This is a genomic window from Phenylobacterium sp. P4_E10 (assembly GCF_056401675.1).
Window position 1 is genome coordinate 42123 of record NZ_JBFUIW010000009.1, and the last position, 20158, is coordinate 62280.

Sequence of the window (20158 nt, forward strand, 5' to 3'; positions counted from 1 at the left end):
GAACCTATACGAGAAAAATAAAGAGCATGACGAGTACGCGCAGAACCGCGCGGCGCGTCGTGTGTGGATGGATGGGGCTGGCCGCTGCGGGGACGCTTCTCGCCGCGCCCGGGGTATCGACGGCTGGCGCCGCCGACCTCTTCTACGAGCGCACGGTGATGACCGCCGCCGACGCCCGCTGCGGGCTGTTCGAGCCGCCGGTGGGGGCTGCCCTGGCGTCTGGCCGGATGCAGGCGCACGGCGCCGCCGTCCGCGCCGGCGCCGACAAGATCACCTTGGCCAAGGTCGAGCGCCGCGCCCTCGCCAGGGCCGCCGCCACCCCGTGCGACTCCAGCGACCTCGACCTGGCCGCCGCCCGCGTGCGCGAAGCATATGACGGTTACGCCCAGCTGACCCGGATGAGCTATCCGGGCGAACTGGCCGAGTGGCGCGCCGACCGCGCCAGCGGCAGCGCCGTGCGTTGGCGGCTGCAACAGAGCGCCAGCTTCGGCTGGAACCGCATGGTCTTCGGCCTGGCCGGGCGCGAGGGCGCCAACGCCCTGATGGCCGTGGCGAACTTCCCGGACGGCAAGACGCCCTACGCCGCGCGGTTGGTGCTGCGCGACGCCGGCGCCACGCTCGGCCCCTATCTCGACTCCCGCGGCCAATCCCTGGCCACCCTGCCCCTGTCGCGCCGTCTGCCACCGCCCGCGGCGCGCGTGGTCTATTCGGCCGAGGCCCGCAGCCCGGCCGGCCTGGACCTGTTGCCCAAGGGCCTGAAGTCCGGCTGGGCGTTCCGCTTCCCGGTCGACGCCGCCCACGCCCTGGCCGATCTAGACCCGCGCGAGGCCGTAGCCGTGGAATTCCTGTTCGCTGGGCCCGAGGGCGAGGCCGTGCGCCGCGCCTATGTCGAGGTCGGGGATTTCGCCGCCGGCCGCGCCTTCCTGCAGGTCGCCAGCCGCTAGAGCGGCCTAGGGCGCGTTGGCCGCCAGCGTCTGTTCGATCACCGGCAGCCGGACGGTCACCGTGGTCCCTTCGCCAAGCGCGCTTTCGATCACCATGTCGCCGCCATGCAGCTGCGCGAAGGAGCGCACCAGCGACAGGCCAAGCCCGGTCCCGGACGCCTTCTGAGCCGGCCCTCCGGCCTGCTCGTAAGGCCTGCCGAGCCGCAGCAGGTCCTCGGCGCCGATCCCGACGCCGCTGTCGGCGACGACCAGCTCCAGCATGGTTTCATCGGCGTGCATGGTCACCGTCACCGAGCCCCCGCGCGGCGTGAACTTCAGGGCGTTGGAGACCAGATTCAGGGCGATCTGCTTCAGCGCCCGGCGGTCGGCGATCACGTCGATCGGATCCTTGGGCAGCAGGCCGCGCAGGTGCACGCCGGCGCGGTCGGCTTGGCCGCGCATCAGCCGCATGACGCCCCACACCGCATCGCGGGCGTCGAACGCCTCGCGGGCCAGTTCGTAGCGCTCCGCCTCGATCTTCGACATGTCGAGCACGTCGTTGATCAGATCCAGCAGGTGACCGCCGGACTCATGCACCAGCTCCGCATACTCGGCGTAGCGGTCCGACAGCGGCCCGAACAGCCGTTGCCGCATGATGTCCGAGAAGCCCATGATCGCGTTCAGCGGCGTGCGCAACTCATGGCTCATATTGGCCAGGAAGCGCGACTTGCCGGCGTTCTGCGCCTCGGCCTCGGCCCGCGCCTGGTTCAGTTCGGTCTCGCGCAGCTGGGAGGCGGTCGCCTCGCGCAGAGTTCCCATCAATCGTCCCGAGGACGTGCGGCGCAGGCAGAGCCCCAGCCACGCATCCGGCTCATAGGCGGCGGCGAAACGCACCTCGGCCGAACCATGGCCCAGAGCCTGGCTGAAGGCCTGGCGCACCGCCACGCGATCGTCCTCGGCGACCAGGTCGTACATCGAGCGGCCCGGTCCGGCCAATCCGACCGCGCCGAGCGGCTCAGGTCCCCACGCGCCGCTGACGCGGCCGTTGCGGTCGATGGCGGTCAGCAGGTGCGGCTGTTCGTCGAGGGCGTGGCGAAGCCGCAACAAGGCCTGGCGCTGACGCTGGTCCTCAACGCCGGCGCTGCGCTGCATGACCACCAGGCCGGCGGCCAGACCGAGGATCGTGCTGGCCAGGGCGAAGACGCCGAGCACCGCCGAAGCCGCCGGATTGAGCGGCGGGATCGGGAAGGTCAGGCCGCCGAGCGCCGCGATCCCGACCGCGGCCAGCGAGACCGCGCCGCCCAGGGCCAGCCGCTCGCCGCGGCCGATAGCGACGCCAGCCACCAGCGGGGTCAGGCACCAGACCGCCAGCGGGCCGGTCACGCCGCCCGTGGCGACAGCCGCCGTCGCCGACGCCACGCCCAGGCCGACGACCGCAAGCATCGAGGCCAGGCCATTGGGCCTCGCCGTCGATAGGGTCCTGGCTGGCGGGTTCTCGATCACGGGACTTAGGCGCTCTCTTTGGTCTGCGACCGGGGAGACTAATCGGCCAAGTGAGTCCCTGCGAGGGCGCTCTCGTGGCGCGCGACCGGAGATTTAGGCGCCGCGGCGACCTCTGTGGATCGAAACCAATTCGTAAGCGGCCGCCCCTTAGGGTCACGGTGATTACTGCGCGCAAGGCTATTTGCTTCCCCATGGCCCAGTTGGCGCCACTTCCGATCATCCCGGACCCCGAACCCGACACGGAGCCCGCCCGCCCCGCGTGGGACGCCGCGACCGACGAAGCGCGCCGATCCTTCCTGCGCATGGTCAGCCATGAGCTGCGTACGCCGCTGAATTCGATCCTCGGCTTCTCGGAAATCCTGCAGTCCGAACTCTACGGCCCGCTCGGAGCGCCGCAGTACAAGGAATATGCGGGAATCATCCGCACCAGCGGCGCGCGGCTGCTGAAACTGGTCAACCAGGTGCTCGAGATCGCCCGGCTCGAGAGCGGGACCATGGACTTCGACCTGCGGCCGGAGTCCCTCGACCACGCCATCGACGACGCCATCGACGGGCTGCGCGACGAGATCCAGGCCCACGGCGTGAGCGTGTTGGTCGAGAACCAGGGATACTTGCCTGCCGTCGTCGCCGACGCCCGCGGGCTGCGCAACGTGCTCACCAACCTGATCCACAACGCCGCCGCCTTCACGCCCGACGGTTCGGTGGTGCGTATCCGCGCCCGCCTGGTCGGGAGCCAAGTGGACTTCGCGGTCATCGACAATGGTCCCGGCGTCGAACCCGACGACATTCCCCGCCTGCTGCGTCCCTTCGAGCAGGGCGAAAACGCCTTGACCCGGCGCAGTGAAGGCGCGGGTCTTGGCCTGCCCATCGTCGACCTGCTTTGCCTCGGCATGGGCGGGCGCCTCAAGCTCAGTTCCGCGCCTGGGCAGGGACTGACTGCGTCGGTACGCCTGCCTGCGGCGTGAATGCCCGTTGCGCTATGGGCCTGCGGCGCCTAAGTCGCCTCTATAGATGAGCACGATCGATCAAGACCTTGAGAACCTGGCCGAGGAGTTCGATCTCCTGGGCGACTGGGAAGAGCGCTACCGCTACGTGATCGACCTGGGCCGCGAGCTTGCGCCGCTCACCGACGCCGAGCGCAACGATGCCAACAAGGTCCGCGGCTGCGCCAGCCAGGTGTGGCTGGTCACCGAGCCCCAGGCCGACGGCTCCGTGGCGTTCCGCGGCGATTCCGACGCCCATATCGTACGCGGCCTGATCGCGGTGCTGTTCCGGCTGTTCTCGGGCCGGCGGCCGGACGACATCCTGGCCTTCGACGTGCGCGCTGCCTTCGACCGCCTGGGTCTTAGCGGCCACCTCTCGGCCCAGCGCTCCAATGGATTGGCCTCGATGGCCGCCCGCATCCGCCGCGATGCCGAGGCGCTGGCCGCGGTCTGAAGCCGCCGGGCTCTAGGCCGCGCGGATTCCGCTGACCGTGTCGCCCTGCACGCCGACGATGGCGTCGTAGCCGAGGATCATGTCGACGTCCCGGCCGTTGGTGGCTAGCGGCAGCCGCAGCCACAGGATCGAGATGTGCGACGCCCCGCGCCAGGCCAGGCTGTGCACGCCGACCGCCGGCCGCCGATCCTCGACGATCTTGGTCAGTTCACGCCGCCAATAGTCGGCCGCGCCGGTGTTGTAGACCTCGCCCAGGGTGCGGCCGGTGATCTCGCGGCCGTAGACGCCATAAAGGCCGGTTCCGGCCAGGCGCAGACGGAAGTCCAGCGGCTCGTTCCGCACATCGATCAGGCTGACCGTGGGCAGCAATCGCTTGAAGTCATCCGGGCGGATATCGTCACGCCCGGGCAGGCGCCCACTGCGCCGAAGACCGGCCCAATATGCGTATAGCTCTTCATGCGCGCGAGCGGCCGCCGCCGAACTCCCCATCTGTGCGGCCATATTCAGATTCCTTAACAACCCCTTGGAATCACGACGAATCACTTATCGCCCAGAGGGTGATTCTCGGGCAAGGGGAATTCCTAACCGCCGGAAAGAATTCGGGCCGAAACGTGGCGAATGGGCGACGCCGGGCGCTTTGGCCGCAGGCGCGCGCAGCCCGAAAAACTCAGGCGGCGGCGGCACTTGGCGCGCGGCGCAGGGCCCTCAGCCGACGCGACGCCGGTCCCTGTAAAAATCCAGACGACACCGATATTCGGCCCCGGCGCGCGCATGATCACCGCCTGGCGCGCGGCCGCGAGACGGTCGCCCATGTCAGCCACATCGTTAAGGATTGCGAGGCCGACCAGATGGTGGTCGAGCATTCGGACGGGCAGGGTCGGGGCGAAGACGCCGCTCAGCTCATCCCGACGCCCAAAAACAAAAGCGCCCGCCGGTGAGGGCGGGCGCTTCGAAGATCGGGTTGTGCCTGCGCCTTACTTGGAGCGCTTGCGCGGGGCCTGACGGCCGCCTTGGCCGAGACCCATTTGCTTGGCCAGGTCCGAGCGGGCCTTGGCGTAGTTCGGCGCGACCATCGGGTAATCCTTCGGAAGACCCCACTTCGCGCGGTATTCTTCCGGGCTCATATTGTATTTGGTCCGCAGGTGGCGCTTCAGCGACTTGAACTTGCGGCCGTCTTCCAGGCAGACCAGATGGTCCGGCGTGATCGAGCGGCGGACAGGAACCGCCGGTTCTTTCGGCGCAGCTTCCTGAACGTCGGAGCCGGTGGAAATACCCGCCAGGGCCCGATGGACGCTCTGGATCAGGTTGGGAAGGTCGGCCGCGGCGACCGAATTGTTCCCGACATACGCGGAAACAATATCCGCCGTCATCTCAATGACTTCCGACTTCTCGTCCATATTTCTCGGTTCCGTGAGTGCGGGTGCACCAAGTTGGGGGATGACTGATTCACGACATCAGTGATCGCGTTCTTATCTGGAACCCAACTCTAGCACAAGCACAGAACAATAGTTTGTTCTTCATCGATCAGGTTCAGCGACAAGTCTAGCTGCCGCACTGCACCATCCGGTTGCAGACAGCGTCACTATTTCAGCGCGACGAAACGTCGCAACCTTAAGTGCTCAATGCCCAAATTCCTTGGAGAAAGCGAGCATCGCCGTCCTTTGTGGCGTCGAGTATTCGTCGACTGCGTCGGCGTCACCATCGCGGATCGCCCTCAGCAGAGCTGGCGTCAAAGCCGAGGTCAAAGACCAGTTCCAATACCTGAGCACCGTCTGCGCGCGGTCCACGGCGATCATGTCGTAGGCGATCATCGCCCGCTCCAGCGCCTGCGAAGGCGCGCCGTCGTGCTCGAGCTCGTCGCGTTTGAGCCCGCGCCAGAGCGCGCGGATCGCCTGCTTGGGCAGGCCGGTCGCCTTGCAGAGGATGGCCAACGGCTCGCCGCCGGGATCGGTGAAGATCTTCGCCCCCGTCATCGGCTTCAGGCCCGACAGGTAGGAAATCTCCTCGGCCGTTTCCCGGGAAAGGCCGTTCTGGGCGGCCGAGACCGCCGCCTCCAGATTGTCGAACGGGCTCTTGTCGATCGCGGCGCGGTTCCGCTGGCGGCGCTCGATGAACTGCAGGGCCTTGCGCGACAGCGGGTCCTGCCAGCGCTCCTGCGCGGCCATCGGGAAGATGTCGCTGGTCGCCTCCTGCAGAACTTCGCGCGAGACTGCGAAGCGCTGGAGGATGATCTTGCGCGCGTCCGGGTCGGCCCACCAGAACAGCACATAGGCGTGGGCCGGCCGCAGTTCGGGCCGGCGCAGCAGGATGGTGGTCAGCCGCGGATCGCCGCGGGTCAGCGCCACCACCGCCTCGATGCCGCCGTTGGAGAACCGCGCCTCCTCGTTCTTCAGCAGGCACTCCAGAACCAGAACCTCGCCGAACTCGATCAGCACGTCGCAGACCACTTCGCTAACGCTTCGGCGCAGGGCGATCAGCCGGCGGTGCTCCAGGTTCATCATCCGCGCGCAGTCCAGCAGGTCGGCGTCGGACAGGCTGTTGGAGTTCAGCAGCAGCTCTTCGGCGACATCGACCTCGTCGCGCAGCAGCATGCGGACCAGGCTGGCCGGGATTTCGGTCAAGCCGGCGATCCGGCGCGCCACCTTCTTGCGTTCGGACGGCTCGGCTTCGCGCAGCATGTCGACTAGCAGGTCGGCGGTCATCGCCCGCTCGAAGGCGTTGACCCGCGAGATCGGCAGACAGACCACGTCGGCCAGCCGCTTGAGCAGCATGGCGCGCGCCCGCGAGGTCGGCGGGGCGTCGAGCTCGGCATTGGAAAGCGGCAGGTTCATGGGCGGCCCAGGCGAAAACCTGACGCCTATCGAATCACATGCCGCTTAACCGGTCGTTCATTTGAAGCCGGGCGCCTGCCAATGCTCCCAGATGTCCGGCAGATCGCTGGAAACCTTGTTCGGGAATTGCGGCGGGCGCTTCTCCAGGAACGACATCACCCCCTCGCGGGCGTCGTCCATCTTGCCGCGGATCTGGATGCCGCGGCTGTCGGCGCGGTGCGCCTCCATCGGATGCTGCGCCCCGGCCATCCGCCAGATCAGCTGGCGAGTGATGGCGATCGAGACCGGCGCGGTGTTCTCGGCGATCTCACGCGCCAGGGCCTTGGCGGCCGGCAGCAGGTCTTCAGGGGCGTGCAGCGAGCGCACTAGACCACGTTCCAACGCCTCCTGGGCTGGGAACACCCGCCCTGTGTAGCACCACTCCAGCGCCGTCTGGACGCCGACCAGCCGTGGCAGGAACCAGGACGAGGCCGCCTCGGGGTTGAGGCCGCGGCGGGCGAACACAAGTCCGAACCGGGCGTCGGTGGAGGCCAGGCGGATGTCCATCGGCAGCTGCATGGTGACGCCCACGCCGACCGCCGGGCCGTTCACCGCGGCGATCACCGGCTTGAGGCTTTCGTAGATCCGCAGCGAGACCAGCCCGCCGCCGTCCCGCTGCACGCCGTCCTTCTGGCGCGCCGCCAGGGCTTCGCCGCCACGCTTGTCATAATCGAAGGTCTCGCCGCCGGCCGACAGGTCGGCCCCGGCGCAGAAGGCCCGCCCCGCCCCGGTGACGATCACCGCCCGCACCGCGTCGTCGGCGTCGGTGACGTCGAACACGTCGATGAGGTCCTTCATCATCTGGGTGTTGAAGGCGTTCAGCTTCTCGGGACGGTTCAGAGTGATGATCGCCACCCCGTCCTCAAGCTCATAGCCGAGGGTCTCGAAACTGCGGGTCGACATGCGGATTCCTCCCTTTCGTTTCGTTCATTCGCCCCGCTTGACGGACGGTCCGTCAAGCGCCGCATACTCCCCTTAACAACGATAACTTTGGGAGGACGGCCAAGGCGCGGAACAAGCGTCAGGCCGCCGCGAGGAACAGTTCATGCATCCGGCCAATCACGCCCAGACCCATCCCGACCGCGCCGCCTACGTCATGGCCGGGTCTGGCGAGACGGTGACCTACAAGCAGCTCGACGAGCGCTCGAACCAGGGCGCCCAGCTCTTCCGGTCGATGGGCCTGAAGACCGGCGACGTCATCGCCATCCTGATGGAGAACCACCCGCGGTTCTTCGAGATCGCCTGGGCCGCCCAGCGCGCCGGCCTCTACTACGCCTGCATCTCGTCGAAGCTGACCGCCGGCGAGATCGAGTACATCGTCAAGGACTGCGAGGCGAAGGTGCTAATCACCTCGGCCGGGGTCGGTCCGGTGATCGACGAGCTTCCGGCCCTGATCCCCGGCGTGAAGCTGTTCATGGTCGGCCAGGCCCGCGCGCCCTACGAGAGCTTCGAGGCCGCCCGCGACCCGCAGCCGGCCACGCCGATCGGCGACGAGAGCGGCGGCGCCGACATGCTCTATTCCTCCGGCACCACCGGCCGGCCGAAGGGGATCAAGCCGCCGCTGACCGGCGCGCCGATCGATGCGCCCAACCCCTTGGCGATGATGGCCCAGATGCTGTTCGGCTTTCAGCCCGACAGCGTCTACCTCTCGCCCGCCCCGCTCTATCACGCGGCGCCCCTGCGCTGGTGCATGAGCGTCCAGCGCCTCGGCGGCACCGTGGTGGTGATGGAGAAATTCGATCCGGAAGACGCCCTGGCGCTGATCGAAAAGCACAAGATCGACGTCGGCCAGTTCGTGCCCACCCACTTCGTGCGGATGCTGAAGCTGCCGCCGGAGGTCCGCGCCAAGTACGACGTCTCCTCGATGCGCTCGGCCGTCCACGCCGCCGCCCCCTGCCCGATCCCGGTCAAGGAGCAGATGATGGCCTGGTGGGGTCCGGTCATCCACGAGTACTACGCCGGCAGCGAGGGCAACGGCTTTTGCTACATCGGCCCGCACGACTGGCTGACCCACAAGGGCTCGGTCGGCAAGGCGACCACCGCCGAACTGCACATCGTCGGCGACGACGGCGAGGAGGTCCCGGCCCGCACCGAAGGCGTAGTCTATTTCGGCGGCGGCGCGCCGCTGACCTATCACAACGCCCCCGACAAGATCGCCGAGAACACCAACAAGCACGGCTGGACGACGCTCGGCGACGTGGGCTGGGTGGATGAAGAGGGCTTCCTCTACCTGACCGACCGCAAGAGCTTCATGATCATCTCGGGCGGGGTGAACATCTACCCCCAGGAGCTCGAGAACCTGCTGATCACCCACCCCAAGGTCGCCGACGCCGCCGTGGTCGGCGCCCCGCACGAGGAAATGGGCGAGCAGGTGGTGGCGGTGATCCAGCCGATGGACTGGGCCGCGGCGGGCGAGGAGCTGAAGGCCGAACTGGCCGCCTTCTGCCGCGCCAACCTCAGCCACGTGAAGTCGCCGCGGGTGATCGATTTCATGCAGGAACTGCCGCGCCATCCGACCGGCAAGCTCTACAAGCGCCTGATCCGCGACGCCTACTGGGGCAAGGAAGGCTCGAAGATCGTCTAGGGCAAGATGCTCCCCCACCGGGGGAGCTGTCGGCAAAGCCGACTGAGGGGGCTCCCCGCAAGGGGAGGCTGCGCGGATGGACGGAACCGCCAGTCGGCGGCCCCGTCCGTCCCGCCTTCGGCGATCCACCTCCCCCAGAAGAGGGGGAGGATCGTTTCCGCTGGCTTGCCGCCTAGTAGGAGCGGCCGATCAGGATTTCCTCGACGCCGGGCGCGCCGGTGAAGACGCAGGCGCCGAAGCTGGACGGCTGATTGCTCGGCGCGTTGCGCAGGGTGAGCTTCAGGGTCTTCAGGCGCTCGACGACCTTCTCCAGCTCATCGCCGGTCGGGCGGCTCCAGGAGGCGCGCACCCAGCCCTTGAAGGCCGAGGTCTCCTCGTCCTCGTCCGACAGCTGGCCGAAGTACTCGGCCACTTGGTCGAAGGTGGTCAGGTCACTGCGGATGCTGGCGTCCAGGCGGGCCTTGGCCTCGTCGTAGAGCGCCTGCTGGATTTCCTGCAGCAGGGCCGGCGCCTGGGCCACGAACTCATCGCGCGGCAGGGCTTGGGACTTCACCTTGTCACCGTCGCGCAACTGGTCGCGGCGCATGAAGCTGACCTGGCCGCCGGCCGCGTCGCGCGGACCCAGCTCGACGATGATCGGCGCACCGCGGCGCACCCAGTTCCAGCGCTTGTCGCTGGACTTCTGGTCCTTGGTGTCCAGCAGGGCGCGGATCGGCTCGCCGAGGGCCAACTGGCCGTGCAGCGCCTTCACCAGGCCCTCGGCGAAGGCCAGGACCTCGGCGTCCTCGGGCTTGCCGCGCAGCATCGGCACCACGACGATCTGGCGCGGGGCGATGGCCGGCGGCAGTCGCAGGCCGTCGTCGTCACCGTGGGTCATGATGACCCCGCCGATCATCCGCGTCGACGTGCCCCAACTGGAGGTGTGGCAGAACTCCACCTCGCCGCTGTCGCTCTGATAGCGGATGTTCTGGGCGCGCGAGAAGCTGGTGCCCAGATAGTGCGAGGTGCCGGCCTGCAGCGCCTTGCCGTCCTGCATCATGGCTTCGATGGAGAAGGTGTTGTCGGCGCCGGGGAACCGCTCGTTCTCGGGCTTCTCGCCGGCGATCACCGGCATGGCCAGGACGTTCTCGGAGAACTCCCGGTACATCTCCAGCGCTTCGAGGGTCGAGTTCAGGGCGTCCTCGCGGCTGGCGTGGGCCGTGTGGCCTTCCTGCCAGAGGAACTCCGAGGTGCGCAGGAACAGGCGCGTGCGCATCTCCCAGCGGACCACGTTGGCCCATTGGTTGATCTTCAGCGGCAGGTCCCGATAGCTCTTCACCCAGCGCGAGAAGGCGTCGCCGATGATGGTCTCCGAGGTCGGACGGACGATCAGCGGCTCTTCCAGCTTGGCGTCGGGATCGGGCTGCAGCTTGCCGTCGATGCTCTTCAGCCTGTGGTGAGTGACCACCGCCATTTCCTTGGCGAAGCCCTCGACGTGCTCGGCCTCCTTGGCGAAGAAGCCCAGCGGAATGAACAGCGGGAAATAGGCGTTCTCGACGCCCATCTCCTTGATGCGGCGGTCCATGGTCTGCTGGATCCGTTCCCAGACGCCATAGCCCCACGGCTTGATGATCATCGAACCGCGCACAGGGCTGACCTCGGCCATGTCCGCCTCGCGGACGATCGCCTGGTACCAGTCGGGGAAGGTCGACTTGTTGCCGGTCATCCGGCTGACGCTGAGAGCTCGTTGCATGAGGCGCTCTTTAATGCCCCTGGCGGCTGCGTAAAGGCGTTGCTCGCGTCAGGGCGGACGCTTCCACTCCACCCGAAACCGCTCTAGAGGTCGAACATCTGTTTCAATCGAATTGGGAGCAAACGATGAACCCGGTGGAGTTCAAGGACCTGCCCGGCCTTGTGGGTCAAGAAGTCGGCGTGTCGGACTGGGTGGAAATCACCCAAGAGCGCGTCAACCAGTTCGCCGAGGCCACCGGCGACCATCAGTGGATCCACGTCGACGTCGAGCGCGCCACCAAGGAAATCGGCGGCCCGATCGCCCACGGCTACCTGACCCTGTCGCTGATCCCGTTCCTGGGCGCCGGCATGCTGCCGATCAGTGGCGTCGTCCGCGGCATCAACTACGGCTCCGATAAGGTCCGCTTCATCAACATGGTCCGCGTCGGCAAGCGCGTGCGCATGCGCCAGAAGCTGATCGGCGCCGAGCCGAAGGCCGGCGGCATGCAGATCAAGAACGAGTGCACGATCGAGATCGAAGGCGAAGCCAAGCCCGCCTGCATCGCCGAGACCATTTCGGTCGTCTACGGCGCCTAAGCAGCGCCTTGTGCGCGGCTCGATCCATCATCTGGATTTGACCGTTCGGGACCCCGGGGCCTCGCGTGACTTCTACGCGGCGGTCCTGGGCTTCCTGGGCTACCGCCTCGCCGACGAACATGCGCGGGGCTACGACTTCGATCTCTCCACATCCGAAGGCTTCTGCTCGATCGGCGTGGTGAAAGCCCACGCCCGCGCCCAGGCGCACGACCGCTATTCCCCCGGGCTGCACCACGTGGCCTGGACGGCGCAGAGCCGGGCCGACGTCGACGCCCTGCATGCGCTGCTGCTCGAGATCGGCGCCACCATCCTCGACCCGCCGGCCGACTACCCGCGCTACGCCGATCCCTACTACGCAGTGTTTTTCGCCGACCCCGACGGGCTGAAGCTTGAGTTCGTGTACTCGCCTCGCCCGCCGGGCGAGGCTCCTACTGCTTGAATTGGTTTACGGTGATCTCGACCACCGTGCGCGGCGTATAGCTCGCCCAGTTCTTGGCCAGGCCCTCGTCGTGGAACGAGACGTTAAAGCTCCGCAGGTCGCCCTTGGCGTCGCGGATGGTCCACTGGAACTGGCTTTCTTGAACCCACACGCCGCCCGGCAGGGGCTTGCGCGCCTGAGTCAGCGTGGCCTTCTTGGTGGCGCCCAGGAGCGGGCGGTCGTCGATCGTCGACCTATTTTGGAATTCATACTCGTGCAGATACAGGATCACCGGGGTCGAGCCGTTCGGCTTGACGTTCTCGTGGCCGTCCTCTGAGCTGTACTCGATCTTCCCGCCCAGCTTGCCGAGGTAGAAGTTGTGCAGGTCTTCAGGCGAAGCGGCGACCGTATAGGTGCGCTTGACCCCAGAGACGAAGGGGATGGGGTCGTTCCAGTTCAACAATATCTCCCCGCCCTCGACGGTAGGCTCCTCCCCGGTCTTGGTCATGCCTGGATACATCGGCACGGCTTCGAAGGTCCGCGGCTGGGCGGCCGGTGCGGCGGTGGAGGACGAGCAGGCGGCGACGCAGGCGGCGGCCAGGGCGGTGGTCAGGAGAAAGCGCATGAAATTCGGCGTCCGGAACGCGCTCGGCCAAGGCCAAGCTGGGGACGCCGATTGCGCCGCCGCACGCCGTTCAGGTCAAACTACCCGGTCGCGCCTAGGGCTGGGCTCATCGAAAAACTAGTAGGGCGAGACCGCTTCCTCGGCTGAGGCCGCCTTGGCGCCCTCGACCGGTTCGTTGCGTGCCATGGTCGTGGGCGCGCGCGGATCTTCGACCAAGGCGATGGTCTCGCGGATGAACTTGGCGTGGGTGACGATGCCGATTTCCAGGCGCTCGTTGTTCAGCTCGACCTGCTGGGTCAGCAGGCCGGCGATGAACTGGACGTCCTGGCCTTCGCTGGCGCCGACCCGGCGGCGGGCTGCCTGGGACATGAACACCGGGCCGCCGGAATTGCCCGGGAACACGGTGAAATCGAGCAGGAAGGTCGGGAAGACCTGGGCCGGGGCGACCGGGAACGACGCCACGCGCCCGGCGCGCAGGATCGGGAAGCCCGCCTGATTCGCCGCCAGACCGCGCGGGAAGCCCAGCGCCATCATCTCGTCGCCGGCGCCGATCTGGTTGGACTGGAAGGTGTCGTCCTGGGCCAGCCAGCTCAGCGGGATCGCAGCCTTGGCGAAGGCCTCGGGCGCCTTGATCACGATGGCGGCCACGTCGCGCGAAGGGTGCTGGGTCCACAGCTTGGCGCCGTTGGCGTCACGGATCTTCAGCGTCTGGGGCGAATAGCTCCAGCTGCCGTCGGCGTTGGCGATGCGATAGCCAATGCGCGCCTCGTTGCCGGGCATCTTGGCCAGCACGTGGTTGGCCGTGACCAGCACGGTGTGCGGCGTGCCGTCCGGTCCGGTCTCGGCGATAAGAAAGCCGGTGCCGACCGTACGCGTCCCATCGCCCAGCGGCTGCTCCAACTGGACAGTCGCGTGCATCAACTCAACTGAAAGATCCAAAGGCAAACGCCCCTAAATGACTGAGAACTGGCGCCCGTTCCGACGATACGAAATTTAGTTAAGAACACGGTTAGCGGAAAGGAGCATGCGCCGCGCCCGATTGCCGCGCGGCGTGGCCCTGCGCGATTAAGGAACAGGTAGGGGCGCCGGCGCAGAGTGCGCTGAAGTGCGCTCAGTCAGTGAGATCCTACCATGTTCAAGCGCGTCGCCGTGGGGCAGCGAATTCCGGCCGCGGCCCTGGCCGAACTGCAGGACGGCGAACTGACGGTGGTGCGGACCGAGCGCCTGTTCGAGGGCAAGCGCGCCATCGTGATGGGCATGCCCGGCGCCTTCAGCCCGACCTGCGCCCAGAAACATCTGCCCGACTTCATCGCCGCCGCCGACCGGCTGCGCGCCGCCGGCTTCCAGCTTCTCGCCTGCGTCACGCCCAACGACCCCTGGGTGATGGAGCGCTGGGCGCAGGACGTCGATCCCAAGCGCAAGGTCCGCTTCCTGTCGGACGGCAACATGGACCTGACTCGCAAGCTGGGCCTCAGCGTGCGGGCCGACGATTATCACCTGGGCGAACGCAGCGCCCGCTACACGATGATCCTGCGCGATGCGGTGATCGAGAAGCTGTCCGTCGAGAACGCGATCGACGAGTTCGCCTGCACGGCGGTCGATGCGGTGCTGCTCTAGGCCTTGAGACGCCGGCCGCGCCGTCGCATGTAGCTTGCATGAGCGCTCCCAAGCCCCCCGCCGCCCGCCGCGACCCGAAGAGCATCGAGCAACTCGGCCGCACCCGCATCGACGACTACGCCTGGATGAAGGACGACAACTGGCGCGACGTCCTGCGCGACCCCAAGGTCCTGCGCGCTAACATCCGCGAGCAGTTGGAGGAGGAGAACGCCTATACCAAGGCGCTGCTGGCCGGCACCGAGGAGTTGCAGGCCCAGCTGTTCGCCGAGATGAAGGGCCGCATCAAGGAGGACGACTCCACCGTCCCCGTCCCGGACGGCCCCTTCGACTACTATGTGCGCTACGAGATCGGCGCCGAGCATCCGGTCCATGGCCGCCGTCCGCGCGGCCAGGAGAGCGGCGAGCAGGTGCTGCTGGACGAGGAAGCGTTGTCCAAGGACAAGGCCTTCTTCCAGGTCGGCGCCGCCAGTCACAGCCCTGACCACAAACTCTACGCCTGGGCCGCCGACGAGCAGGGCTCGGAGTACTACACGATCCGCGTGAAGGACCTGGAGAGCGGCGAAACGCTCGAGCAGATCATCGAGAGCGCCTACGGGGCCTTCACCTTCTCGCCCGACAGCCAGTGGCTGTTCTGGATCTGGCGCGACGAGAACGCCCGGCCCTCGAAGGTCTTCCGCCGCCCGGCGCGCGGCGGCGAGGACGTGCTGGTCTATGAGGAGGCCGACGAGGGCATGTTCCTTGGCGTCGGCGTCGCTTCCGACCGCAGCCACATCATCATCCATGTCGGCAACCAGGAGACCACCGAGATCTGGCTGATCCCGGCGGGACATCCCACCGCCGAGCCGGTCGTCGCCGAGCCTCGGCGCGAAGGCGTGAAGTACGAGCTCGACCATTGGTCGGACCGCTGGGTGATCCGCACCAACGACGACGACGCGGTCGACTTCAAGCTCATGACCTCGTCGGCCGAGATTCCGGCCAAGGCGACCTGGACCGAATTCGTGCCGCACGAGCCCGGCCGCTACATCACCGGCTTCGCCGCCTTCGCCGGACACCTGGCGCGTCTGGAACGGGTCAACGCCAACGACCGCATCGTCATCATGGCGCGTGGCGGGGACAGCCACGAGATCGCCTTCGGCGAGGAGGCCTACGCCCTCTCGCTGGAGGGCGGCCTCGAGTACGAGACCAGCCTCACCCGCTTCGTCTACCAGTCGCCGACCACGCCCCGGCAGTGGATTGACTACGACATGGCCAGCCGCGAGCGGACGCTGCGCAAGACGCAGGAGATCCCCTCCGGCCACGACCCGGCGCGCTACGTCGCCCGCCGCCTGTCGGCGACGGCTCAGGACGGGGCGGAAGTGCCGATCACGGTGCTGATGCTGAAGGACACCCCGCTCGACGGCTCGGCGCCCCTCCTGCTCTACGGCTACGGCTCCTACGGGCACGCCATGGAGCCGACCTTCTCGATCCGCAATCTCAGCCTGGTCGACCGTGGCTGGATCTGGGCTGTGGCACATATCCGCGGCGGCTCCGACAAGGGCTGGGGCTGGTTCCTGGACGGCCGCAAGGAGAAGAAGACCAACACCTTCACCGACTTCATCGCCTGCGCCGAGCACCTGTCGGCGACGGGCTATGGCAAGGCCGGGCGGATGGTCGCCTATGGCGGCTCGGCCGGCGGCATGCTGATGGGCGCCGTGGTCAACATGCGGCCCGACCTGTGGAGCGGCATCATCGCCGCGGTGCCGTTCGTCGACGTGCTGAACACCATGAGCGACACCTCCCTGCCCCTGACCCCGCCGGAATGGCCTGAATGGGGCAACCCGCTGGAGGACGTCGCCGCCTACGATCGCATCGCCGGCTACAGCCCCTATGATCAGGTGGCCGCCAAGCCCTATCCGCCGATCCTGGCGACCGGCGGGCTTTCAGATCCGCGGGTGACCTATTGGGAGCCGCAGAAGTGGGTCGCCAAGCTGCGCACCCACACGACCGGCGAGGCCCCGATCCTACTGAAGATCAACATGGAGGCCGGGCACGGCGGCGCCTCCGGGCGTTTCGATTTCCTCAAGGAGATCGCGCTGGACTACGCCTTCGCCATCTGGGCGCAGGATCGGAGTTGGGAACAGTGATCGTCAGGCCTTCGACCACCGAGGATGCGCCGGCCCTGGCCGACATCTACGGCCATCACGTGCTGCACGGCTTCGGCACCTTCGAGGAGGTCCCGCCCACCGTGCAGGACATGGCCGCACGCCGCCAGCTGATCGTAGAGCGCGGCCTGCCGCATCTGGTGGCTGAGGACGCCGGTAAGGTGCTGGGCTTTGCCTATGCCGGTCCGTTCCGGCCGCGCGCCGCCTATCGCTACACGGTCGAGGACAGCGTCTATGTCGCGCCTGAGGCCATCGGTCGCGGCGTCGGCAAGGCGGTGCTGGCGGGCGTCCTGGAGGCCTGTGAGGCGTTCGGCGTTCGCCAGGTCGTGGCGGTGATCGGTGATTCCGAGAACGCCGGCTCAATCGGCCTGCACGCCTCGCTCGGATTCGAACATGCCGGGGTCGGAAAGGCGGTCGGCTGGAAGCATGGCCGCTGGGTCGACATTGTCTGGATGCGCAAGGCGCTCAACGGCGGCGACGCGAGCGCGCCCGACGCCCCCGGCATGATCCTGGGCGGTTCGTAGGAGAACCTGCCGCTTTCATCAGTGTCGGGAGGAAGTGGCTGGGGAACTAGGACTCGAACCTAGAATGACGGTACCAAAAACCGCAGTGTTACCATTACACCATTCCCCAGCAGGAACGGCTCGGAGGGCGAAGTCCCCCGCGGCGAGGGCGTGGAGATAGCTCAACACTTCGCAGGATGCAACGCCCCAAAAAAGGTGTTTCAGGCCGGCTTGCGGGGTCGGTCGGTTGCCTCTATAAGGCGCCCTCCCAAGTCGGAGTGTGGCTCAGTCTGGTAGAGCACCGCGTTCGGGACGCGGGGGTCGCAGGTTCGAATCCTGCCACTCCGACCATTTTTTTCTTCGCCGATCCCGACGGCGAGGTCCCCCAGATAGCTATGTGGAGTTCACCCCTTTGGGGGCCGCCGCCGCGCAGTGGCGCGAACGAGGAAACGCGCCTGCCCTTCAGGGAAGGCGCGTTCCATGCGCGAGAGTCTTGATCTTGCCCGATCCGATCGGCGCTAGTGACCGTTCGGCACGCCCCAGCCGATGTCGGCGAAGCTGTTTCTCAAAGCCGTCGTCGAATCTACGGGAGCCGCAGCGGCGGTGTCAGAGGCGTCGGCGGCCGCGAGGCTGGCGTCCCGGACGACAAGCGCGGCGAGATGACGCTCCTGCGGCCGGAAATTCTGGATGGCTGTCTCGATCGGCCGGGTCTCGGGCAGCACGTAGATGACGCCCTTGGAGCCGGTGAACGCCGGCAGGACGACGTGCTGGTAGAACTCGGTCGGGACGTTGATGCAGCCGTAGGTGATGCGGTTGTCGTCCACGGTCGGGGATTCCAGACGCTGCAGCCGCTGCTCCTGGACGTTGGTGGTGACGACCGGGTGTAGCGAGACCGAGGTGTCATACTCGACCCACAGCACATTGCTGTCCGTCGCGGTCGAACCGAAGCTCGCCACGAAGCGCCCGGCGGGCGTCGTCCGCTCCTCCGGCGTGATCGTGGCTAGGGGCCGATCGCCGATGCCCGGCACGGAGTCATCGCCTCGCGCAAGCCCCAGCAAAGCCGGCGCGGCGCCCATCAGCTCGCCGTTCGAATTGAACAAGAACAGTTCGGCGCTGACCTTGTCGATGATCACGAACGCCAAACCTTTGTTATCGCGAGAAGCGATAACCCAATCTGCAAGTTGCACTACCGCTTCAGACGCCGACGTTGCGCCGGTGTCTGTCGGGTGCATCTCCTGCGCGGCTGCGGCCGAAGGCGCAAACGCTCCGACCGGCAGCACGCAGAGGAGAAGCGCCCAAGCTGTAAGCGCCATCCTCAAGGGAATGCGCATAGCTCCCCACTCCAAACAAAGCCCGTTTCACTGATAGCGGACGTCCGATGGCAAAGTTCCCTAAGACATCCGCATATCGTGGATCAGTTCCGAGGCGCTTTCGGAGGGGGCGCTTGTTCGAAGCGATCGACCCGCGAGGTGAGCTGATCGAGGCGCTCATTCGCGGTACGGGCGTCAGCCGCGGCGGCTTGAGCTGCGGCTGCAGCGGCGTCGGCGCGTTGAATCGCATCGCTCGCCTTTGCATCGACTTGGCCGATGCGGGTGTTCACGATGGCGATTTGCTCGTCCACGTATTTCTCCGTGGCGCAACCGCTGAGGGCGAGTCCACCCAGGAGAAGGGCCGCGACGAGCGGCACGCGCGTCGCAGGATTGTTCAGTCGGACCATTTCGCACGTCCTTTTGATGTTGAGCTTCAATGCTCGCCCAAGCCTGCTTGGGCCCATACTGGGTGAAACCCCGAAATCGCCCTTATTTGTCTGCTGATGGACAACAAGCGAGACCGCCGGAGCTCAACAATCAAGAACTGATTGCGCGCCAACGAGTTCCGAAATTGCAGCGACGTGGTTGATCATTGTTGGCGCGAGTGGTCGCAAGTGATCCCCGCTATCGCTTGGCCGCCGCCTCCGCCGACGCGAGCACCCGCAGGAAATTGCCGCCCCAAATCTGGTCGATCTGCGCCTCGGTGTAGCCGCGCGCCAACAGTTCGCGGGTGACGTTGGGCGCTTCGCTTTCATCCTTGAAGCCCGGGATCCCGGAGCCGTGGTTAAAATCGGTGCCGACGCCGACGTGATCTGCGCCGATCCGCTTGGCGATATAGTCGATGTGGTCGACGTAGTCCTTGACTGTCGCCTGAGGCGACAAGGCCCGATAGGCGGCGAAGAACGCGTCCCGGCGATCCTTGGGCAGGTCGTCGCCGCCTTGGTAGCCTGACCGCGCCGGATCGAGACCGTACTGTGTGCGCAAGGCCTTTAGGCGTTCGGCGTAGTCGGTCGGCGCAGGCAACAGATAGCTGTTGAACGGCACGACCTGCACAACCCCGCCCTTGGCCTTGATGGCGTCCAGCTCGCCATCGGACAGGTTGCGGGTCGCGTCGGCCAGGGCGCGGGCGGCCGAGTGGGTCGCCACGACCGGCGCACGGGAAAGCTCCAGCGTCTGGTAGAGCCCTTTTGGGGTCAGCTGCGAGACGTCGATCAGAACGCCAAGATCGTTGAGGCGGGCCACCGAGGCCTTGCCCAACGGCGACAGACCGCCATGCTCTTCGCCCGCGCCCTGCTGCGGCCGCGAAGAATCGGCGAAGGCGTTATTGCCCGCATGGGTCAGGCCGGCTACGCGCACGCCGTCCTTCTGCAGGCGGTCGAACTCGGCGACATCGGGCTTGAGGGCGTAGGCGTTCTGGAAACCGATCAGGATGGCGATCTTCCCGGCGCCGACGATCTTGCGCACGTCCTGCGCCGAATAGGCGATGGCGACCTCATTTGGATGGTCGGCGGCGATCTTGAGGATGGCGGCCAGCTTGGCGTCGGCCTCGGCCTGGGCCGCGGCATAGCCTTCCGGGGTGCGGGGACCGGTGGAGACCGCCACCGCGTAGACCAGGGCGTCGACGCCGCCGGCCTTCAACTTGGAAATCTCGGTGTAGGACTGGCCGTCCGCCGCGAAGGATCGGGGATTGGCGTTCGGCAGCAGCACGTCGACGTGGCTGTCGAGGGCGAGGGCCCGCTGGTGGACCGCCCCGGCGTCCAGCGCCAGGGCGGGCCCGGCGAAGGTCAGGCTCAATACCGAGCTTGCGGCCAGCAAGGTTCGCTGCGCCAAGCGTGCGCTCAAGGTCATGGAATGTCTCCGGCAAGGGCCGCGGTCGCCCCAGCGCGGCCGCGTTACATTCCTATCATCTCGATAGGATTA

General features: G+C 67.0%; 21 protein-coding genes and 2 tRNA genes. 10 read left to right on the forward strand and 13 right to left on the reverse strand.

The features are described from left to right. The first annotated feature begins 26 nt into the window (after positions 1 to 26). On the forward strand, positions 27 to 944 hold the full coding sequence (locus tag AC1DQJ_RS12140) for a hypothetical protein (protein WP_477603585.1): 918 nt from the start codon (positions 27 to 29) through the stop codon (positions 942 to 944). A gap of 6 nt (positions 945 to 950) precedes the next feature. On the opposite strand, the gene AC1DQJ_RS12145 is transcribed toward AC1DQJ_RS12140, so the two are convergent. Next, complete coding sequence (locus AC1DQJ_RS12145) at positions 951 to 2426, reverse strand: sensor histidine kinase (protein ID WP_477603586.1); 1476 nt, start codon at positions 2424 to 2426, stop codon at positions 951 to 953. Between the two features lie 191 nt (positions 2427 to 2617). Here AC1DQJ_RS12145 and AC1DQJ_RS12150 point away from each other — a divergent pair, with 191 nt between their 5' ends. Both AC1DQJ_RS12150 and AC1DQJ_RS12155 read left to right on the forward strand, forming a co-directional pair. Continuing rightward, complete coding sequence (locus tag AC1DQJ_RS12150) at positions 2618 to 3391, forward strand: sensor histidine kinase (protein WP_477603588.1); 774 nt, start codon at positions 2618 to 2620, stop codon at positions 3389 to 3391. Between the two features lie 46 nt (positions 3392 to 3437). Beyond that, positions 3438 to 3863 (forward strand): SufE family protein, encoded by a 426-nt coding sequence (locus tag AC1DQJ_RS12155; RefSeq protein ID WP_477603590.1) that lies wholly within the window; start codon positions 3438 to 3440, stop codon positions 3861 to 3863. Positions 3864 to 3875: 12 nt separating this feature from the next. Here the strand turns inward: AC1DQJ_RS12155 and mopJ are convergent, their stop codons facing one another. The 5 genes from mopJ to AC1DQJ_RS12180 form a co-directional block, all read right to left on the reverse strand. Further along, positions 3876 to 4364 (reverse strand): motility/cell cycle regulatory protein MopJ, encoded by a 489-nt coding sequence (mopJ, locus tag AC1DQJ_RS12160; protein WP_477603592.1) that lies wholly within the window; start codon positions 4362 to 4364, stop codon positions 3876 to 3878. Between the two features lie 80 nt (positions 4365 to 4444). After that, a complete protein-coding gene (locus AC1DQJ_RS12165; protein ID WP_477603593.1) occupies positions 4445 to 4726 on the reverse strand; it encodes a hypothetical protein in 282 nt (93 codons plus the stop codon). A 111-nt stretch (positions 4727 to 4837) separates the two neighbouring features. Next, positions 4838 to 5260 (reverse strand): Ros/MucR family transcriptional regulator, encoded by a 423-nt coding sequence (locus AC1DQJ_RS12170; protein WP_477603595.1) that lies wholly within the window; start codon positions 5258 to 5260, stop codon positions 4838 to 4840. A 222-nt stretch (positions 5261 to 5482) separates the two neighbouring features. Continuing rightward, a complete protein-coding gene (locus AC1DQJ_RS12175) occupies positions 5483 to 6694 on the reverse strand; it encodes a DUF2336 domain-containing protein (protein ID WP_477603597.1) in 1212 nt (403 codons plus the stop codon). A 57-nt stretch (positions 6695 to 6751) separates the two neighbouring features. Next, positions 6752 to 7636 carry a crotonase/enoyl-CoA hydratase family protein gene (locus AC1DQJ_RS12180; protein ID WP_477603599.1) on the reverse strand — a complete coding sequence of 295 codons (885 nt, stop codon included), beginning with the start codon at positions 7634 to 7636 and terminating at the stop codon, positions 6752 to 6754. Between the two features lie 142 nt (positions 7637 to 7778). Here AC1DQJ_RS12180 and AC1DQJ_RS12185 point away from each other — a divergent pair, with 142 nt between their 5' ends. Beyond that, positions 7779 to 9317, forward strand: coding sequence for an acyl-CoA synthetase (locus AC1DQJ_RS12185; RefSeq protein WP_477603601.1), 1539 nt, complete (start codon positions 7779 to 7781; stop codon positions 9315 to 9317). Positions 9318 to 9489: 172 nt separating this feature from the next. On the opposite strand, the gene AC1DQJ_RS12190 is transcribed toward AC1DQJ_RS12185, so the two are convergent. Next, on the reverse strand, positions 9490 to 11049 hold the full coding sequence (locus AC1DQJ_RS12190) for an aminoacyl--tRNA ligase-related protein (RefSeq protein ID WP_477603603.1): 1560 nt from the start codon (positions 11047 to 11049) through the stop codon (positions 9490 to 9492). 125 nt (positions 11050 to 11174) lie between these two features. On the opposite strand from AC1DQJ_RS12190, the gene AC1DQJ_RS12195 reads away from it, so the two are divergent. Further along, positions 11175 to 11624 carry a MaoC family dehydratase gene (locus AC1DQJ_RS12195; RefSeq protein WP_477603605.1) on the forward strand — a complete coding sequence of 150 codons (450 nt, stop codon included), beginning with the start codon at positions 11175 to 11177 and terminating at the stop codon, positions 11622 to 11624. A 10-nt stretch (positions 11625 to 11634) separates the two neighbouring features. Then, positions 11635 to 12063, forward strand: coding sequence for a VOC family protein (locus tag AC1DQJ_RS12200; protein ID WP_477603607.1), 429 nt, complete (start codon positions 11635 to 11637; stop codon positions 12061 to 12063). Here AC1DQJ_RS12200 and AC1DQJ_RS12205 read toward each other — a convergent pair. Together AC1DQJ_RS12205 and AC1DQJ_RS12210 are read right to left on the reverse strand one after the other, a co-directional pair. Further along, positions 12053 to 12667, reverse strand: coding sequence for a hypothetical protein (locus tag AC1DQJ_RS12205; protein ID WP_477603609.1), 615 nt, complete (start codon positions 12665 to 12667; stop codon positions 12053 to 12055). The two genes, AC1DQJ_RS12200 and AC1DQJ_RS12205, sit on opposite strands and share 11 nt — an antisense overlap. A gap of 117 nt (positions 12668 to 12784) precedes the next feature. Continuing rightward, a complete protein-coding gene (locus tag AC1DQJ_RS12210) occupies positions 12785 to 13585 on the reverse strand; it encodes a trypsin-like serine peptidase (RefSeq protein WP_477603611.1) in 801 nt (266 codons plus the stop codon). Between the two features lie 213 nt (positions 13586 to 13798). Between AC1DQJ_RS12210 and AC1DQJ_RS12215 the strand changes: the two genes are divergently transcribed. The 3 genes from AC1DQJ_RS12215 to AC1DQJ_RS12225 are packed head-to-tail and all read left to right on the forward strand — an operon-like array spanning position 13799 to position 16949. Beyond that, positions 13799 to 14284 (forward strand): peroxiredoxin family protein, encoded by a 486-nt coding sequence (locus AC1DQJ_RS12215; protein WP_477603613.1) that lies wholly within the window; start codon positions 13799 to 13801, stop codon positions 14282 to 14284. Between the two features lie 38 nt (positions 14285 to 14322). Continuing rightward, a complete protein-coding gene (locus AC1DQJ_RS12220) occupies positions 14323 to 16407 on the forward strand; it encodes a S9 family peptidase (RefSeq protein ID WP_477603615.1) in 2085 nt (694 codons plus the stop codon). After that, entirely contained in the window at positions 16404 to 16949 is a 546-nt protein-coding gene (locus AC1DQJ_RS12225) for an N-acetyltransferase family protein (protein WP_477603616.1), read from the forward strand. The genes AC1DQJ_RS12220 and AC1DQJ_RS12225 overlap by 4 nt, the downstream gene beginning before the upstream one ends. A gap of 35 nt (positions 16950 to 16984) precedes the next feature. On the opposite strand, the gene AC1DQJ_RS12230 is transcribed toward AC1DQJ_RS12225, so the two are convergent. Further along, positions 16985 to 17058 (reverse strand) — tRNA-Gln (locus AC1DQJ_RS12230). Positions 17059 to 17202: 144 nt separating this feature from the next. Between AC1DQJ_RS12230 and AC1DQJ_RS12235 the strand changes: the two genes are divergently transcribed. Next, a tRNA-Pro gene (locus AC1DQJ_RS12235) sits at positions 17203 to 17279 on the forward strand. 167 nt (positions 17280 to 17446) lie between these two features. On the opposite strand, the gene AC1DQJ_RS12240 is transcribed toward AC1DQJ_RS12235, so the two are convergent. The 3 genes from AC1DQJ_RS12240 to AC1DQJ_RS12250 form a co-directional block, all read right to left on the reverse strand. Then, on the reverse strand, positions 17447 to 18259 hold the full coding sequence (locus tag AC1DQJ_RS12240) for a L,D-transpeptidase (protein ID WP_477603618.1): 813 nt from the start codon (positions 18257 to 18259) through the stop codon (positions 17447 to 17449). An 83-nt stretch (positions 18260 to 18342) separates the two neighbouring features. Then, positions 18343 to 18675 carry an Lpp/OprI family alanine-zipper lipoprotein gene (locus tag AC1DQJ_RS12245; RefSeq protein ID WP_477603619.1) on the reverse strand — a complete coding sequence of 111 codons (333 nt, stop codon included), beginning with the start codon at positions 18673 to 18675 and terminating at the stop codon, positions 18343 to 18345. A gap of 187 nt (positions 18676 to 18862) precedes the next feature. After that, positions 18863 to 20086, reverse strand: a complete 1224-nt coding sequence (locus tag AC1DQJ_RS12250) for a dipeptidase (protein ID WP_477603621.1) — start codon at positions 20084 to 20086, stop codon at positions 18863 to 18865. Between the last annotated feature and the right edge of the window lie 72 nt (positions 20087 to 20158).

Bases quoted from the DNA above. Each gene is read 5' to 3' on its own strand.
- AC1DQJ_RS12155 (WP_477603590.1), top strand. From the start codon at position 3,438: ATGAGCACGATCGATCAAGACCTTGAGAACCTGGCCGAGGAGTTCGAT.
- AC1DQJ_RS12195 (WP_477603605.1), top strand. From the start codon at position 11,175: ATGAACCCGGTGGAGTTCAAGGACCTGCCCGGCCTTGTGGGTCAAGAA.
- AC1DQJ_RS12240 (WP_477603618.1), bottom strand. From the start codon at position 18,259: ATGCGCATTCCCTTGAGGATGGCGCTTACAGCTTGGGCGCTTCTCCTC.
- AC1DQJ_RS12150 (WP_477603588.1), top strand. From the start codon at position 2,618: ATGGCCCAGTTGGCGCCACTTCCGATCATCCCGGACCCCGAACCCGAC.
- AC1DQJ_RS12185 (WP_477603601.1), top strand. From the start codon at position 7,779: ATGCATCCGGCCAATCACGCCCAGACCCATCCCGACCGCGCCGCCTAC.
- AC1DQJ_RS12205 (WP_477603609.1), bottom strand. From the start codon at position 12,667: ATGCGCTTTCTCCTGACCACCGCCCTGGCCGCCGCCTGCGTCGCCGCC.
- mopJ (WP_477603592.1), bottom strand. From the start codon at position 4,364: ATGGCCGCACAGATGGGGAGTTCGGCGGCGGCCGCTCGCGCGCATGAA.
- AC1DQJ_RS12215 (WP_477603613.1), top strand. From the start codon at position 13,799: ATGTTCAAGCGCGTCGCCGTGGGGCAGCGAATTCCGGCCGCGGCCCTG.
- AC1DQJ_RS12250 (WP_477603621.1), bottom strand. From the start codon at position 20,086: ATGACCTTGAGCGCACGCTTGGCGCAGCGAACCTTGCTGGCCGCAAGC.
- AC1DQJ_RS12175 (WP_477603597.1), bottom strand. From the start codon at position 6,694: ATGAACCTGCCGCTTTCCAATGCCGAGCTCGACGCCCCGCCGACCTCG.
- AC1DQJ_RS12190 (WP_477603603.1), bottom strand. From the start codon at position 11,049: ATGCAACGAGCTCTCAGCGTCAGCCGGATGACCGGCAACAAGTCGACC.
- AC1DQJ_RS12210 (WP_477603611.1), bottom strand. From the start codon at position 13,585: ATGCACGCGACTGTCCAGTTGGAGCAGCCGCTGGGCGATGGGACGCGT.
- AC1DQJ_RS12180 (WP_477603599.1), bottom strand. From the start codon at position 7,636: ATGTCGACCCGCAGTTTCGAGACCCTCGGCTATGAGCTTGAGGACGGG.
- AC1DQJ_RS12165 (WP_477603593.1), bottom strand. From the start codon at position 4,726: ATGCTCGACCACCATCTGGTCGGCCTCGCAATCCTTAACGATGTGGCT.
- AC1DQJ_RS12140 (WP_477603585.1), top strand. From the start codon at position 27: ATGACGAGTACGCGCAGAACCGCGCGGCGCGTCGTGTGTGGATGGATG.
- AC1DQJ_RS12220 (WP_477603615.1), top strand. From the start codon at position 14,323: ATGAGCGCTCCCAAGCCCCCCGCCGCCCGCCGCGACCCGAAGAGCATC.
- AC1DQJ_RS12170 (WP_477603595.1), bottom strand. From the start codon at position 5,260: ATGGACGAGAAGTCGGAAGTCATTGAGATGACGGCGGATATTGTTTCC.